General features: G+C 47.6%; 13 protein-coding genes. 12 read left to right on the forward strand and 1 reads right to left on the reverse strand.

Features of this window, described 5'->3' with window-relative positions; all coding sequences use genetic code 11:
- Positions 1 to 270 precede the first annotated feature (270 nt).
- From ABXR35_RS01560 to tsaD, 7 genes are all read left to right on the forward strand, one after another.
- Entirely contained in the window at positions 271 to 1,419 is a 1,149-nt protein-coding gene (locus ABXR35_RS01560; protein WP_367054498.1) for an ABC transporter ATP-binding protein, read from the forward strand.
- Positions 1,412 to 2,200, forward strand: coding sequence for an ABC transporter permease (locus ABXR35_RS01565; RefSeq protein ID WP_367054500.1), 789 nt, complete (start codon positions 1,412 to 1,414; stop codon positions 2,198 to 2,200). The genes ABXR35_RS01560 and ABXR35_RS01565 overlap by 8 nt, the downstream gene beginning before the upstream one ends.
- 483 nt (positions 2,201 to 2,683) lie before the next feature.
- The gene (gene cls / locus ABXR35_RS01570; RefSeq protein ID WP_367054503.1) at positions 2,684 to 4,114 is read left to right on the forward strand and encodes a cardiolipin synthase; all 1,431 of its coding nucleotides are present in this window, start codon (positions 2,684 to 2,686) and stop codon (positions 4,112 to 4,114) included.
- Between the two features lie 105 nt (positions 4,115 to 4,219).
- Entirely contained in the window at positions 4,220 to 4,720 is a 501-nt protein-coding gene (tsaE, locus tag ABXR35_RS01575) for a tRNA (adenosine(37)-N6)-threonylcarbamoyltransferase complex ATPase subunit type 1 TsaE (RefSeq protein ID WP_367054505.1), read from the forward strand.
- On the forward strand, positions 4,717 to 5,610 hold the full coding sequence (gene tsaB / locus ABXR35_RS01580; protein WP_367054508.1) for a tRNA (adenosine(37)-N6)-threonylcarbamoyltransferase complex dimerization subunit type 1 TsaB: 894 nt from the start codon (positions 4,717 to 4,719) through the stop codon (positions 5,608 to 5,610). Before tsaE ends, tsaB begins: the two co-directional genes overlap by 4 nt.
- Positions 5,611 to 5,627: 17 nt before the next feature.
- Positions 5,628 to 6,146: a ribosomal protein S18-alanine N-acetyltransferase gene (gene rimI / locus ABXR35_RS01585; protein WP_436669310.1), complete on the forward strand. Its 519-nt coding sequence runs from the start codon at positions 5,628 to 5,630 to the stop codon at positions 6,144 to 6,146.
- Complete coding sequence (gene tsaD, locus ABXR35_RS01590) at positions 6,143 to 7,204, forward strand: tRNA (adenosine(37)-N6)-threonylcarbamoyltransferase complex transferase subunit TsaD (RefSeq protein ID WP_367054510.1); 1,062 nt, start codon at positions 6,143 to 6,145, stop codon at positions 7,202 to 7,204. The genes rimI and tsaD overlap by 4 nt, the downstream gene beginning before the upstream one ends.
- 699 nt (positions 7,205 to 7,903) lie before the next feature.
- On the opposite strand, the gene ABXR35_RS01595 is transcribed toward tsaD, so the two are convergent.
- Positions 7,904 to 9,853: an ABC-F family ATP-binding cassette domain-containing protein gene (locus ABXR35_RS01595; protein ID WP_367054514.1), complete on the reverse strand. Its 1,950-nt coding sequence runs from the start codon at positions 9,851 to 9,853 to the stop codon at positions 7,904 to 7,906.
- Positions 9,854 to 10,336: 483 nt separating this feature from the next.
- On the opposite strand from ABXR35_RS01595, the gene ABXR35_RS01600 reads away from it, so the two are divergent.
- From ABXR35_RS01600 to tatC, 5 genes are all read left to right on the forward strand, one after another.
- Positions 10,337 to 10,990, forward strand: a complete 654-nt coding sequence (locus ABXR35_RS01600; RefSeq protein WP_367054517.1) for a 5-formyltetrahydrofolate cyclo-ligase — start codon at positions 10,337 to 10,339, stop codon at positions 10,988 to 10,990.
- Between the two features lie 129 nt (positions 10,991 to 11,119).
- Entirely contained in the window at positions 11,120 to 11,638 is a 519-nt protein-coding gene (moaC, locus tag ABXR35_RS01605) for a cyclic pyranopterin monophosphate synthase MoaC (protein ID WP_367054519.1), read from the forward strand.
- 74 nt (positions 11,639 to 11,712) lie between these two features.
- A complete protein-coding gene (locus ABXR35_RS01610) occupies positions 11,713 to 12,210 on the forward strand; it encodes a MogA/MoaB family molybdenum cofactor biosynthesis protein (RefSeq protein WP_367054522.1) in 498 nt (165 codons plus the stop codon).
- Between the two features lie 292 nt (positions 12,211 to 12,502).
- Positions 12,503 to 12,742, forward strand: coding sequence for a twin-arginine translocase TatA/TatE family subunit (tatA, locus tag ABXR35_RS01615; RefSeq protein WP_367054524.1), 240 nt, complete (start codon positions 12,503 to 12,505; stop codon positions 12,740 to 12,742).
- A gap of 177 nt (positions 12,743 to 12,919) precedes the next feature.
- Positions 12,920 to 13,678, forward strand: a complete 759-nt coding sequence (gene tatC / locus ABXR35_RS01620; protein ID WP_367054526.1) for a twin-arginine translocase subunit TatC — start codon at positions 12,920 to 12,922, stop codon at positions 13,676 to 13,678.
- Positions 13,679 to 13,890 lie beyond the last annotated feature (212 nt).

Raw genomic sequence — 13,890 nt, forward strand, 5'->3', positions numbered from 1 at the left:
TGATCAATCTGCTTACTGATGGGACAGTTCTTTTTTTGTTATAGAGGGAGTTAGGCTGATTTGGGATTGCGTTCTCTGCTGTGTTACAATAAAATCGCCGAAATTTGACAGGGCATACATACACAGGTAGTCTCGTTACAATTGGATTTATTGTCATTTGCATGACTATGTTTGGATTCACTATCGAATGGGAATATAAGGAGCAACAAGAGAAGAAGCAAGATGAAAAATGTACGTGCATCATATGCAGAAAGGGATGAGCACAAGCCAATGAACAAGATCACAGCACCAGCGTGGATTACCGCGCCCATATGCAAGCATGATGGGGGCAATGATGGCGGTCACTATCCGCCTGCTGCCAGAGAACGAAGCAATGAGATGCAAGAGACGAATCAACCAACCTTTGCAGGTGCAGGTTCTTCTGAGCCATCGCCAACTCAACCAACCGCTCCGACAACGGCTACCTCTGCTAAGGTAGGCGGAACGCTGGATTCCATTGCCGCACCAGTTGTACAATTTCGCAATATTACGAAAACAATCGGCTCCAAAACGATCATCGACAATCTGACGTTGGATGTACCGCCGGGCTGCGTATTCGGCTTTCTTGGACCGAACGGTTCTGGTAAAACCACAACCATCCGTATGCTAGTTGGTCTGATGAAGCCGACACAGGGCGATATTTTGATCGAGGGACAAAGCATCCGTACTCATTTTGAACAAGCAATTGCTAAAGTGGGTGCCATTGTAGAAAACCCGGAAATGTACAAGTATATGACCGGATACCAGAACCTGATGCAATATGCTCGTATGTCACCGGGAGTAACGAAAGAACGGATCGACGAAGTGATTCGCTTTGTTGGGCTGGTCGGACGAACGAATGAAAAGGTCAGTACGTATTCGCTCGGTATGCGTCAACGTCTTGGTGTAGCCCAAGCACTGCTGCACCGCCCACGATTGCTGGTACTGGATGAACCGACGAATGGATTGGACCCACAGGGAATTCGCGAGCTGCGCGACTATCTGCGTGCGCTGAGTCGTGAGGAAGGCACAACCGTATTTGTATCCAGTCACTTGCTGTCTGAAATGGAATTGATGTGTGACCGCGTTGCCGTGATCAATGGCGGACGATTGGTCGATGTGCGCGATCTACGCCACGGTTCTGCGGCAACCGCTCCGGTGGATGAGCTGTTGACGGTACGCTTTGAGCTGGATCAGCCGGAACGTGCGATGCAACTGGCGGCAATCGGTCAATTGGAAGGCGGTAGCTGGAAAGTCACCGCGTCGCGTAATGACATTGCTCGTATCAATGCGCTGCTGGTTAGCAATGGCATTGCCGTGTATAGCATTGTACCGGAGCGTCAGACGCTGGAAGATCAGTTCCTAGCGATGACACGGGAAGGTGGGCTGCGTCATGACTGATTTTATCCGTTTGATCTGGAATGAAATGTTGAAGATTGTGTTGCGTATATCCAACTGGGTGATGCTGATCCTACTGGTTGCGCTATCGCCGTCTCTGTTGTTATTGATGAAGCTGGGAGATTATCAAGGTTCAGCACCAATGGCTTTTGAACAGTCATTTTCCATGTTCTTCCTCGTGGTGCTGTTTATGCTGATCGTGGCTTCGGAATCGGTGGCAAGTGAATTTACGACCGGTACGATCAAGCTGCTGCTGATCCGCCCATGGCAGCGCTGGAAGATTTTAAGTTCTAAGTTTCTGGCAGTCACGGTGTTTTTGTTAATATTGACTTTGATTTTTGCGCTGATCAATTTGGCAGTATCGTATATTCTATTTCCGTCACAGATTCCTAGCTTGGCAGAATTGGATATGTCGTCGTATAGTAGCCAATTGTTCTTGATCGTAGTGTATTCCTGTATTCGTGCGTTGATTTTGGCAACATTTGCGTTTATGCTGTCTGCGCTGTTCCGTTCAGCTGCGCTGGCAATTACATTGTCGATGTTGCTTTATTTCTCGGGTACGATTACGAATGGGCTGTTGCATCTGGCGTTGAAGCCTGAGGATTATGGAATTGTTAAATATCTGCTGTTTACGAATCTCGATTTAACGCAGTATTTCTCTGATCCAACGGGTAGCTTTGGTGTGACAAGTCTGGGCTGGTCACTGTTCATACTGGCGGTTTATTTTGCCTTCTTCCTGTTCATTGCATGGCTGTCGTTTGCCAAACGGGATGTACGTGCCTAGGATGCACGTGTTTAGGAGGTACGGTCACACATAGAGATCGCAAAATGAAGCTGGGATGACGTTAGTTGATACATTCCTGTAAAATATTCCTGTGAATGCTGGAAGTCCATTTGTAGATCCATGCGAAAGTACCGTTGAAGTTTATTTTACGTAGATCCAACAATCAAAAAATTCAATTGAAACAGGCTTCCTGCATAATAGACAGGGAGCCTGTTTTATTTTTACTGAAGTTGACAGGTCGATACCAAGTGACTACACAATGTGCTATGTGCTTCTAATTGTAATCCATTTCCAAATGCAGCTAACAAGGATATAGGTATTCTGTGACTATGCAATTTGACAAAAAACGACGTAGTGTGAATCACTTTCTAGTCAGAATGGTTATATGGTAAAAGCAGGCTATCGCTAAATAACCGTCTCTTTTGATATGATATTGTTTGCATAGCGAAAGAAGGAAGATTCAGCAGGAAAGGAAGCACAGGTATGATCTGGTTATTGCTGTTATGTATCATTTTCATTTCCCAAGCGGGGATGATCCTCATATTGGAATTCCGTTCACCGAGCAAGGCGGTGGCATGGATGTTTATCTCTTATTGTGTACCGTTTCTCGGCTTTATTATGTATTACTTTGTCGCTCGCAACTATCGCAGTCGGCGGACCATTCGTAAAAAGGGTACGATTATCTTCCGCGAGGTGCGAAGCAGATTATGGCGTCAGGCAGCGGTTATTCGTTCTGCGGACGATATGGGCAACCCAGAGTTTCACGAGCAGGGGCGGCTATTTTCCTTGTTGTCACATCTGACGGAGAATCCGATTACATCGTGCAGCAAGATTGAAGTGCTGACGGATGGTGAGAATACATTTGGCGCGATGCTAAAAGCATTGGAGCAGGCGCAGCATCATATTCATATTCAGTTTTATATTTTCCGTGAGGATGAGATTGGGCAGAAGTTTACCGATCTGCTGATTGCCAAAGCACAAGCAGGCGTGAAAGTCCGTATGATGTGCGATGGATTGGGCAGCTATCATCTGAAGCATACTTTTGTGCGTCGCTTGAAGGAAGCAGGGATTGAGTTTTACTTTTTCCTACCGCCCTTTACTTCATTTATTCAACGCGAAGTCAATTACCGTAATCACCGCAAAATTCTCGTCATTGATGGAGAGGTAGGCTTTATTGGCGGGTTGAATATCGGTGATGACTATTTGGGACGTGATCCGAAGCTAGGCTACTGGCGCGATACGCATTTGGAAGTACGCGGAGATACCGTTTACTTTTTGCAAATTGTATTTCTGGAAGATTGGGAGTTTGCATCGGGGCAGCGTTTGACCGATTCAGCGTATTTTCCAGCCCATACCTGTACAGGCAGCGAGCGTGCATTGATCGTTGCCAGCGGACCGGATCGTAACTGGAATGCGATTCAGGAAATGTGCTTTAGTGCATTAGCAGCAGCGAAGCGGCGGATTTGTATCACTACGCCGTATTTTATCCCTGATCAGAGCATCTATTCTGCTCTAAAAACGGCAGCCGTTAGTGGCGTTGAAGTGGATATTATTATACCGAAGGTGTCTGATTCGCAGATCGTGCAGTACGCTTCGCTATCGTATATCGAGGAGCTGATGCGCGTAGGCGTACGCATTCACCAATACGAAAAGGGCTTTGTTCATGCCAAGGTAGTAATCGTCGACGATCTGCTTGCTTCGGTAGGTACTGCCAATATGGATATGCGCAGTCTGTACAGCAATTTTGAGTTGTCAGCAGTTCTGTTTGAGCAGGAAACGATTGAGCGGCTAATGGTAGATTTTCGTCGTGATCTACAGGAAAGCAGCAAAATCAATTATCATGAATTTATTCGTCGTCCCCGTACGCAAAAAACGCTGGAAACCTTATCCCGATTACTATCTCCTTTATTGTAAAAATACCATAAAGGGCTAAAGTCGCCGCCGAATATGGTATACTGGTCGTACGTTCAATAACAGGATGCTGTTGGCAAGTAGTCACAGCGTATGATGGAGGATTTCATGACACAGGCAAGACCAGAGCAGACAGTGGAATACACAAGTCGCCAGCTGGAGGATACCAGCCGACTGGCGGCTTTTTTTGCAAAACGAGCATTTCCGGGTACGATGATTACGCTGGATGGCGATCTGGGCGCTGGCAAAACGCATTTTTCCAAAGCATTTGCGCAGCATCTGGACGTACCGGGTATGGTGAACAGCCCGACCTTTACGATTATCAAGGAGTATGAGGGTCGATTGCCTTTTTATCATATGGATGTGTATCGGATCGACGAGGATCAGGCTGCCGAGCTGGGATTGGATGAGTACTTTTTCGGTCAAGGTGTGACGCTGGTGGAATGGTCGAGCCGGATTCCTGACCTGCTGCCAGAGCAGCATTTATCGCTTCAGATCACCGTGAACAGCGAAGACGATAGCCGTACCATCCTCTGTACCGGATATGGACAGCCATATGCCGATTGGTGCACCGAGTTAAAACAGAATGGAGTCAGTGACAATTCATGAGTAATATAAAGGAACAGCCGCGCAAGCGGTTTTTGGTTTTGGATACAGCGACTGCATCACAGGCAGTTGCCGTCACCGAGAATGAGCATATTTTGGCAGCGGATAGCAGCCAGGCAGATCGTAATCATTCGGTTGGTTTGCTGGATCGTATTATCGATGTATTGAATACCGCAGGTGTATCGCGTCAACAACTGGATGGGATCGCAGTTGGCGTAGGTCCGGGTTCTTATACCGGCATTCGTATTGCGGTAACGACAGCCAAAACACTGGCATGGACATTGAAGCTGCCAGTTGCTGGATTTTCCAGTCTGGCGGCGTTGGCGTTGAGCGGATACCATGCTGCTGCGCAGCAAGTGACAGAAGAACAGAAGCAGAATGAGCCTGCTGTCAACGATTTATCTGTTGTACCATCATCGCTGCAAACAGAATCGCCGACTGTGATGTCGAATGAGATAGGGGACGGCTCACCAGCAACAGGCACAGACTGGATCATTCCGCTCATTGATGCTCGTCGTGCGCAGGTGTATACCGGCTTATTCACATTAACAGATGGACAGTCGATTCCTGTCTCAGTGGAGGAAGATCGTATAGTCCTGATGGAGCTATGGGTGCAGTCACTAGTTGAGCAATATTGTGCATTGGAGCCAGCTGAGCGTCCACGTCATCTGTATGTAGTTGGCGAAACGACTGCTCATGAACAGCGTCTCACTCCATTACGTGAGGTAGCTGGCGATACATTGATCATAGTGGAAAATGTACTGGAAGCGCATGAAGCTGGTGTGATCGGTGCAGCGGCATTGCTGTCTGGGCAGACCGAGCCTGCGCATACCCTTTTACCTAACTATACGCAGCTGTCGGAGGCGGAAGCCAATCTGCTGCGTCAATCCTAAAGAGAGGACGTGCCAGAATGGCGACATTATTTAATCATGGCGAAGAGCAGCCGAGATTCCGTCAGATGACCACGGACGATCTGGCAGCCATTATGGAGATTGAGCATGAAGCGTTTACCCTTCCATGGACGGAAGAGGCATTCCGCAATGAGCTGACCATGAACCATTTTGCCCGCTATCTGGTGCTGGAGTTGGACGGGCAAATTATCGGTTATGCGGGGATGTGGACGATTATGGATGAAGCGCATGTGACCAATATTGCGATTCGAGAAGTGTACCGTGGTCGCCGTCTTGGTCAGGATTTGCTGATCAGCCTGATGAAATGGGCAGTTGAGCTAGGGATGATTCGGATGACGCTGGAAGTGCGCGTCAGCAATGAACCTGCGCAAAATCTGTATCGCAAGCTGGGCTTTGCCGGAGCGGGCGTACGTCGCGGATATTATTCGGACAACAATGAAGACGCACTGATTATGTGGTGCGAACTCTCCACACAGGGAGAGTATGGTAATGAGGAAGGAAGCGTGAACAATTCATGATGCAGCAGGAACACCGCGAATCGGTGTGTAATATATTGGCGATTGAGACAAGCTGTGACGAAACATCGGTCGCAATCGTACAAAATGGTAAAACCGTATTATCCAATCTTGTATCAAGCCAGATCGAAACGCATAAAGCCTTTGGCGGCGTTGTACCGGAGGTCGCTTCACGCAAGCATGTGGAGACGATCAGCTTGATTATCGAGCAGGCGATTGAAGAAGCAGGTATTGCGCTGGATGACATTTCTGCCATCGCCGTTACGGAGGGACCGGGTCTTGTCGGAGCGCTGCTGGTCGGTATTATGGCAGCCAAAAGTCTGGCATTTGCCTTGGACAAACCGCTGATCGGCACGCATCATATTGCCGGTCATATTTATGCAAACAATCTGACTGCAGACATGCAGTATCCCGCATTAGCACTTGTCGTGTCTGGCGGTCATACCGAACTAGTGCTGTTGGAGCGCGAAGGTCAATTTCGATTGATCGGCAGTACACGGGATGACGCTGTAGGCGAAGCGTATGACAAAGTAGCACGTGCTCTCGGTTTTCCATATCCGGGTGGTCCGTATGTCGACAAGCTGGCAATGGAGGCGGAGCACGCAGTCGAGCTACCGCGTGTTTGGTTGGAGCCGGGATCATACGATTTTAGCCTAAGTGGTCTGAAATCAGCAGTACTGAATGTAGTCAACCAGAAGAAGATGCGTGGAGAAGATCCAATGACTGCTGAGATTGCGCGCGGTTTTCAGGAAGCAGTTGTGGAAGTGCTGGTCGAAAAAGCGATTCGTGCCGTCAAAGCTTACGGTGTACGCCAATTGCTACTATGCGGCGGTGTGGCTGTGAACAAGGGGCTGCGCCGAGCATTGACCGAACGCTGTCAGCGTGAGCAGATTGAGCTGCTGATTCCTCCATTTGAATACTGTACCGACAATGCAGCTATGATTGGTGCAGCGGCTTATTTGAAATGGAAAAATAATGAGTTTTCCGATCTACGCATCAAAGGCGATCCATCGCTGTCATTGGAGAAATGGTCGATTGCTCATCCCGTATCGGAAGCATAACTAGCAAGCTAACAGTCGATTTCTATACATGGCATGACAATCATTGAACAAGTATAAAAGTGTCACATCATATAGATGAATGCACACGTCAAAAAGGAGAAGCGTATAGAGCTACTACTGCTCTATACGCTTCTCCTTTTTTCTCATGCGCAACATGCTGTGTGATGCGCAACATGCTGTGTGATGTGCAGTATGCTTTTTATGATTTGGATGCTGGTGCTTATTTTATCGTATGGCTCTGTCCCTTGAAAGCAATGACTCAAGTTAGACAGCTAACATACGCAATTACATCTGTTCTGTACCTAACCAATGACTATTTTGAGTTGTTTACAGACCTTACGAATAAGCATTGTCCATTTGTCAAGATGTTAACAAAGTTATCCACATATCCCCGAAAAATTGTTTATAAAACTAAAAATGCTTGCTGCGCTAACCTTTTGCAGAAATTTGAAACAGGGGATAGTTAAACACAGCTTCTTAACTAAAATCTGTGGATAATGTGCACAACTTGGTGGATAAATATGGATTTTATACAAAAAAGCGATTCTACCAACGAAAAATCGCATTTTATTCGCTAAAAATCCGCTATCTAGCCACTATTTTTTGTGGATAAATCTGTTTACAAAATAAATCGCTTGCTTTTACAAAAATCTTGTATCTTTTACACATTGATGAACATGTATTGACAAATTCACGATTCTACTCCGCAGCCAGTGTTTCCCATTCCTCATACGCTTGTTCAAGCGCCTGCTGATGCTGGGCAATCTGCTGCTGACGTGTCTGTACAGCTTCATAATCTTGATATACATCTGGTTCGGTTAATTCCTGCTCCAGTACAGCAATACGATCCTCATGCTCGGCAATCTCCTGCTCCAGCTGTTCCAGACGGCGCTTGCGATTACGTTCCTCGCGTTTCGCCTGTTTGCCTTCTTCATAGGAGTTGGCAGGTACTTTGGCGGCATCATTGGCTGCTTGTCCGCCACGCGCTTGACTAGCGGCGGCAGCTGCTGCGGCTTCAGCAGCAAGCTCTAACAGCTCCTGCTTTTTGGCAGTATAATCATCAAAGTTGCCCAGATACGTGGTCAACCCATCAGGACGCAGCTCTAGAATACGCTCTGCCATTTTATTCAGGAAATACCGATCATGGGAAATGAACAGCAGCGTGCCTTCATAATCAATTAACGCCGATTCCAGCACTTCCTTGCTCACCAGATCCAGATGGTTGGTCGGCTCATCGAGAATCAATACATTCGCTTCTAGCAGCATCAGTTTACTAAGCGAAACGCGTGCTTTCTCGCCGCCACTGAGCGAAGCGATTTTTTTCAATACGTCTTCGCCGCTGAACAGGAAGTTGCCCAGTACAGTACGAATACGCACCTCGTCCAGATGGCGGAAGCTGCTCCATACTTCTTCCAATACAGTATTGTTTGGATTGAGATGCCCTTGCTCCTGATCGTAATAGCCGATCTTTGTTTTGGCACCCCATTCAATTTTACCGGTATCCGGTGGATGCTGACCGATTAGCGATTTGAGCAATGTGGTTTTACCGGTTCCGTTTGGACCGATCAGCGCAACTGTATCACCGCGCCACATTTCAAAGGAAATGGGTGTGAACAGCGGCTGCTTGTTTTCATAAGATAGGCTTAACTTATTCACTCGCAGCACATCTTTGCCTGACACCACTGAGGTTTCAAAAGAGAAGCTCGCCTTTTTCAGATCACCGGCAGGGCGATCCATCCGATCCATTTTCTCCAGCGCACGACGACGACTCTGAGCGCGCTTGGTAGTAGAGGCACGTACAATATTTTTCTGGATAAACTGCTCCATTCGGGCAATCTCATCCTGTTGTTTCTCAAACTGCTTCAATTCCGATTCGTACTCCGCAGCCTTGATGTCGATATAGCGGCTGTAATTGCCAGTATAGCGCTTGGAGCGATGTCGTTCGATCTCGACAATGCTAGTTACGAGACGGTCTAGAAAATAACGGTCATGGGATACGATGAGCAGTGCACCCGGATACGCGCGCAAATAATCTTCGAGCCATGCCAGCGTGTCCAGATCCAGATGGTTGGTCGGCTCATCCAGCATCAGTACATCAGGTGCTTGCAGCAGAATGCGCGCCAACGCCAGCCGTGTCTTTTGTCCGCCGCTTAATGTAGATACTTCGGTATCCTGTGAAAATTCGCCAAAGCCCATTCCGTGCAAAATGCTGCGAATCCGCGTATCCATCTCATAACCGCCGCGCTCGCGGAACCAGTCCGACTGAGTTGCGTAACGCTCTAGCAGCTCTGCGTAGGCTTTTTCATCCTCCATTTTGGCAGGATCGGCAATATGCTGCTCCATCACACGCAGCTCGCGCTCCGTATCGATCAGCTCTGCATAGACCGAACGCATTTCCTCACCAATCGTATTGCCGTGATGCAGCCCGCTGTTCTGCGCGAGATAGCCGAGCGACATTTCTTTGCTGCGGAATATTTGTCCGCTGTCATATGACATTTCGCCAGCCATGATTTTGAGCAGGGTCGATTTACCTGCACCGTTGACGCCAACCAGACCGATACGTTCGCGTTCTTCAATTTGCAGATTGATGCCTTCTAGAATCGGCGTAATGCCGTATAATTTGGTGATACCGCTTGCTTGTAATAACACGTATATTCATCCTTTCCGCTAAAGCAGGGAATACCTGCATGTATTTCATCCATAAACAGGGCAACATGTACAATCCCCGTAGTTTTTTTATCATTCATGTCGATCCTGTGGTGGTTCATTTCACATATATAGAGTATGCTGAACAAAAAGATGTCGTATCTGCATTACTACGAGATGATCCTACCAAGTAGGATCATTGGTGCTGACGTCGAGTACTTACTCAACAAACTCATGTCTCCATCCTGTCTAGTGTACATGAAATGCCGCTTTTTTGCATGATTTATCGCTTGTGCATGTATGGGCAGGATATGGATCATAGTCGATCATTCTATATTGCCGAAACCTGATTCCTCCGCTTCATGAAGGGTACATCATGGTATGGCGGGAAATTGGTTTTTGTACAAGAAAATGTTACACTGTCAGTAGGTGTGACTCATACCTGTCAACCGTGAACGCAGAAAGGTCTGCGCAGGGAGGTAGCCGATGAACCACGCTTTGGATAAAAGGATATTGCGCAAGCAGCTTCAACAGAGCAGGCAGCAATTAGAGCCTGTGATGAGAATGAAACAATCGGCGGACATTCGTGCCGCTGCGGAACCATATATTGCATCATTACGTCGTCTAGACGATGCATCACCGCTAACGATATTTAGTTATCTGGCGTATCGTGATGAGCCGGACACCTTGCCACTGCTGGACGATTGCTGGCAGCAGCAGGATATTGTGCTGGCACCGCGAATTGACCGTACAGAGCAGGGTGTTTTTCATTTGCACTCTATTACAGGCATTGGAGATGTGGAGCCGGGAGCTTACGGTATTCCTGAACCACTGCCTACCTTGCCGATCTATGAGCCGCCCAAATGGGATCGCATTCAGCTAGTGATCGTGCCCGGACTGGGATACGACCGTCAGGGTGGACGCATTGGGTATGGCGGCGGATTTTATGATCGGTTTATGAATCGGCTGCTGTCTATGAGCAGTCGTCGCCCGTTGCTGGCTTCGCTGGCATTTGATATGCAAATCGTAGAGCAGATTCCGATGGAGCCGCATGATTTTGCTATCGATGTGTTGTTTACACCGGATGGTGTGATCACGACAGAAGCAGGTCGCAGGCATTTGATGAACAGCAAGATGTAGGTTGGACGGACACTTCCTTCCAATCGTTTATGTACATGACATGAATACGACGAAGGATATGCACCATCATATACTCGTCTGCACGATAAATATCCAAATTATGTGTATAGAAATGAAGGTTGATAGACAATGAGCGAACATAACGACGACCGCCTATATGAAGGGCTGCCCACCTCGGCAGGATCGCTGACGCATTTTAACGAGCAAGGCCGCGCACGGATGGTCGATATTTCCGGCAAAACAGAGACTGTCCGTATCGCAGTTGCATCCAGTATGGTCAAGATGCAGCCATCTACGTTACAGGCGATGAAAGACCATCAGATTGGTAAAGGTGATGTACTAGCTGTTGCTCAGGTTGCTGGGATTCAAGCAGCCAAGCGTACATCGGATTGGATACCGATGTGTCATCCACTGCCCCTGACAGGCGTAAACATTACATTTAGCGATAATGAGTATGATGAGCTGTATATCGAAGTACAGGTCAAAACAGAAGGCAAAACCGGCGTGGAAATGGAAGCCTTGACCGCTGCTTCCGCTGTGGCATTAACCATTTATGATATGTGCAAGGCGCTGCAAAAGGATATGGTGATCGGTCCGACGCTGTTATTATCCAAAAGTGGCGGGAAAAGCGGCGATTTTGTCCGATAATGAGCAGAGCTTTCCATAGAACGTAATCATCGTTATACATGAAACGGATGACATAGAGATGGGAGGGTAAGCGTATGGTTTGGAGAACGGCTATTTTGACAGCCAGCGATAAAGGCGCGCGTGGAGAACGCGAAGATACAAGTGCACAGGTCATCCGCGAACTGGTAGAGGAAGAATTGGGCGGCGAGATTGTGGAGTATCGGGTAGTACCGGATGAGCCGGACGAGATTATCGCTGCATTGATTGAAATGACCGAATATTTTAACGCTGATCTGGTATTAACCACTGGTGGTACAGAGCTGGCGCAGCGTGATGTTACCCCGGAAGCAACTCGTCGGGTCATTCAGCGCGAAGTACCGGGCATGGCGGAAGCGATGCGCGCTACCGTTATGCAAAAAAACCGTTCAGCGATGCTGTTCCGTGGCATCTGCGGTATCCGTGAGCGTAGTCTGATCGTCAATTTGCCGGGAACACCCAAAGGCGTGCATGAGCATTTAGCGGCGATTATGGATCAGTTGCCAGAAGCACTGCTCATGATTACTGGACAATATCATCCGAACGACGAACGGTAAGCCAGATGTATGCCAAGAACGGTAAGCCAGATGTATGCCAGAGACGAGCGTTGATCTGGATAAGTAGAACGGGGAAGAGGAGTCATTATCCCTTGATTGCCGAATAACATGCTGTTTGCCTACCGATACACCCTTCAGCAGACGCACAATTTTTCGAGGTGAAAGATTGTGCATTTTTGCATGGGTAATTTTATGGATGTATCGTGATCCAAAGGTGAATTGCGACGCGTAGTTATGCTATGATAGGAGCACGATAGACACAGTGCTGTCGCATCATGAAGGAGGAGTTACTATGTTTAGCGGTGCAGGTATTGGCCCGACCGGATTTATTTTGCTTATTATTCTGGCACTGATTTTGTTTGGTCCGAACAAATTGCCCGAGCTTGGCCGCGCTGTCGGTCGTACATTCCGCGAATTCAAGGAAGGTACGCGCGATATGATGAAAGATGATGAAACCAAATCCAAGTCCCGTATCGAATCGATGGAAGCGACTGAAGTGAAGTCCGAGATTCGCCCGGAAGACAAACGTTAATCATACACGTACAATACCAACCGCCATCCGGTAAGCTAGCAAGATGGGGGGCTTTCTTTGTGACGGCGGTTGTACAGCTCTTCCGAATCCCTTCCCCGGCGGAAGGGATTTTCTTTTCGATCATCCTTTCATGTCATGATAACGAAATGTCGCCAGTTAGTAGAAGTGAGGGAGTTCATGAATAAATCGGATAATGAAATGTCGCTGATTGACCATCTGACTGAGCTACGCCGCCGATTGATCATTGTGATCGCTGTGCTGTTTCTGGGCATGATTCTGGGGCTGTTTGTCGCTCAGCCGGTGTATCAGTACCTTGTATCAGCGGAGACCGCGCGCAATCTAGTCTTCCATGTGTTCTCATTCTGGGACGGCATTGGTCTATATATGAAGATTGCGATGGTAGTAGCGATTGCGCTGACCTTGCCATGTGCACTATATCAGATTTGGGCGTTTGTCAGCCCCGGTTTGCTGCTGCAAGAACGACGTACAGCGTTGCGGTATATTCCCTTTGTCTTTTTGATGTTTATGCTGGGTGTATTGTTTGCTTACTATATTGTCTTTCCGATGGCGCTTACCTTTACGTCTCAGGTCACGCGTAGCATGGGGCTAGAAGAAACATATGGGGTAGTGCAGTATTTCACTTTTATGTCCAATATTGTCTTTCCGGTGGCAGGGCTATTCGAGCTGCCGCTAGTGATTATGTTTTTGACGACCTTACGGATTGTGAATCCGGCATTGCTGCGCAAGCTACGACGAGTTTCGTACTTTGTGCTTGTATTTGTGGCAGTTGTGATTACACCACCAGATTTCATATCGGATATTCTAGTGGCGATTCCGCTGCTGGGATTATATGAGTTGAGTGTAGTATTATCGACCATTGTGCACCGTAAGCAGATGGCGCGCGATGCGCAGTTGTTGGATGATACAGATCTATAATAATCCGCTCTGCATCACAAAATGGAAAATAGGGATAATGCCCATTTCCATCCAGTAATTAGGTGCTATATTCCCATTTATTAGGCGCTGTATTTCCATTCATTTTAGGCTTTTATCGTTGAATCATATCACCAAAAGTACTTTTCCCGTATAGCGTGAGATCCGTTTAGGACTGCTATAAAGCGGAAGGGTATTTTTTTTGCTAATTCTGT

The sequence above is a fragment of the Paenibacillus sp. JQZ6Y-1 genome, from assembly GCF_040719145.1.
In the GTDB taxonomy this organism is placed as follows: domain Bacteria; phylum Bacillota; class Bacilli; order Paenibacillales; family Paenibacillaceae; genus Saccharibacillus; species Saccharibacillus kandeliae.

What these genes read in the sequence shown, in the direction of transcription:
- ABXR35_RS01565 (WP_367054500.1), top strand. Translation starts at nt 1,412, where the DNA reads ATGACTGATTTTATCCGTTTGATCTGGAATGAAATGTTGAAGATTGTG.
- ABXR35_RS01560 (WP_367054498.1), top strand. Translation starts at nt 271, where the DNA reads ATGAACAAGATCACAGCACCAGCGTGGATTACCGCGCCCATATGCAAG.
- moaC (WP_367054519.1), top strand. Translation starts at nt 11,120, where the DNA reads ATGAGCGAACATAACGACGACCGCCTATATGAAGGGCTGCCCACCTCG.
- tsaE (WP_367054505.1), top strand. Translation starts at nt 4,220, where the DNA reads ATGACACAGGCAAGACCAGAGCAGACAGTGGAATACACAAGTCGCCAG.
- ABXR35_RS01600 (WP_367054517.1), top strand. Translation starts at nt 10,337, where the DNA reads ATGAACCACGCTTTGGATAAAAGGATATTGCGCAAGCAGCTTCAACAG.
- ABXR35_RS01610 (WP_367054522.1), top strand. Translation starts at nt 11,713, where the DNA reads ATGGTTTGGAGAACGGCTATTTTGACAGCCAGCGATAAAGGCGCGCGT.
- rimI (WP_436669310.1), top strand. Translation starts at nt 5,628, where the DNA reads ATGGCGACATTATTTAATCATGGCGAAGAGCAGCCGAGATTCCGTCAG.
- cls (WP_367054503.1), top strand. Translation starts at nt 2,684, where the DNA reads ATGATCTGGTTATTGCTGTTATGTATCATTTTCATTTCCCAAGCGGGG.
- tatC (WP_367054526.1), top strand. Translation starts at nt 12,920, where the DNA reads ATGAATAAATCGGATAATGAAATGTCGCTGATTGACCATCTGACTGAG.
- tsaD (WP_367054510.1), top strand. Translation starts at nt 6,143, where the DNA reads ATGATGCAGCAGGAACACCGCGAATCGGTGTGTAATATATTGGCGATT.
- tsaB (WP_367054508.1), top strand. Translation starts at nt 4,717, where the DNA reads ATGAGTAATATAAAGGAACAGCCGCGCAAGCGGTTTTTGGTTTTGGAT.
- tatA (WP_367054524.1), top strand. Translation starts at nt 12,503, where the DNA reads ATGTTTAGCGGTGCAGGTATTGGCCCGACCGGATTTATTTTGCTTATT.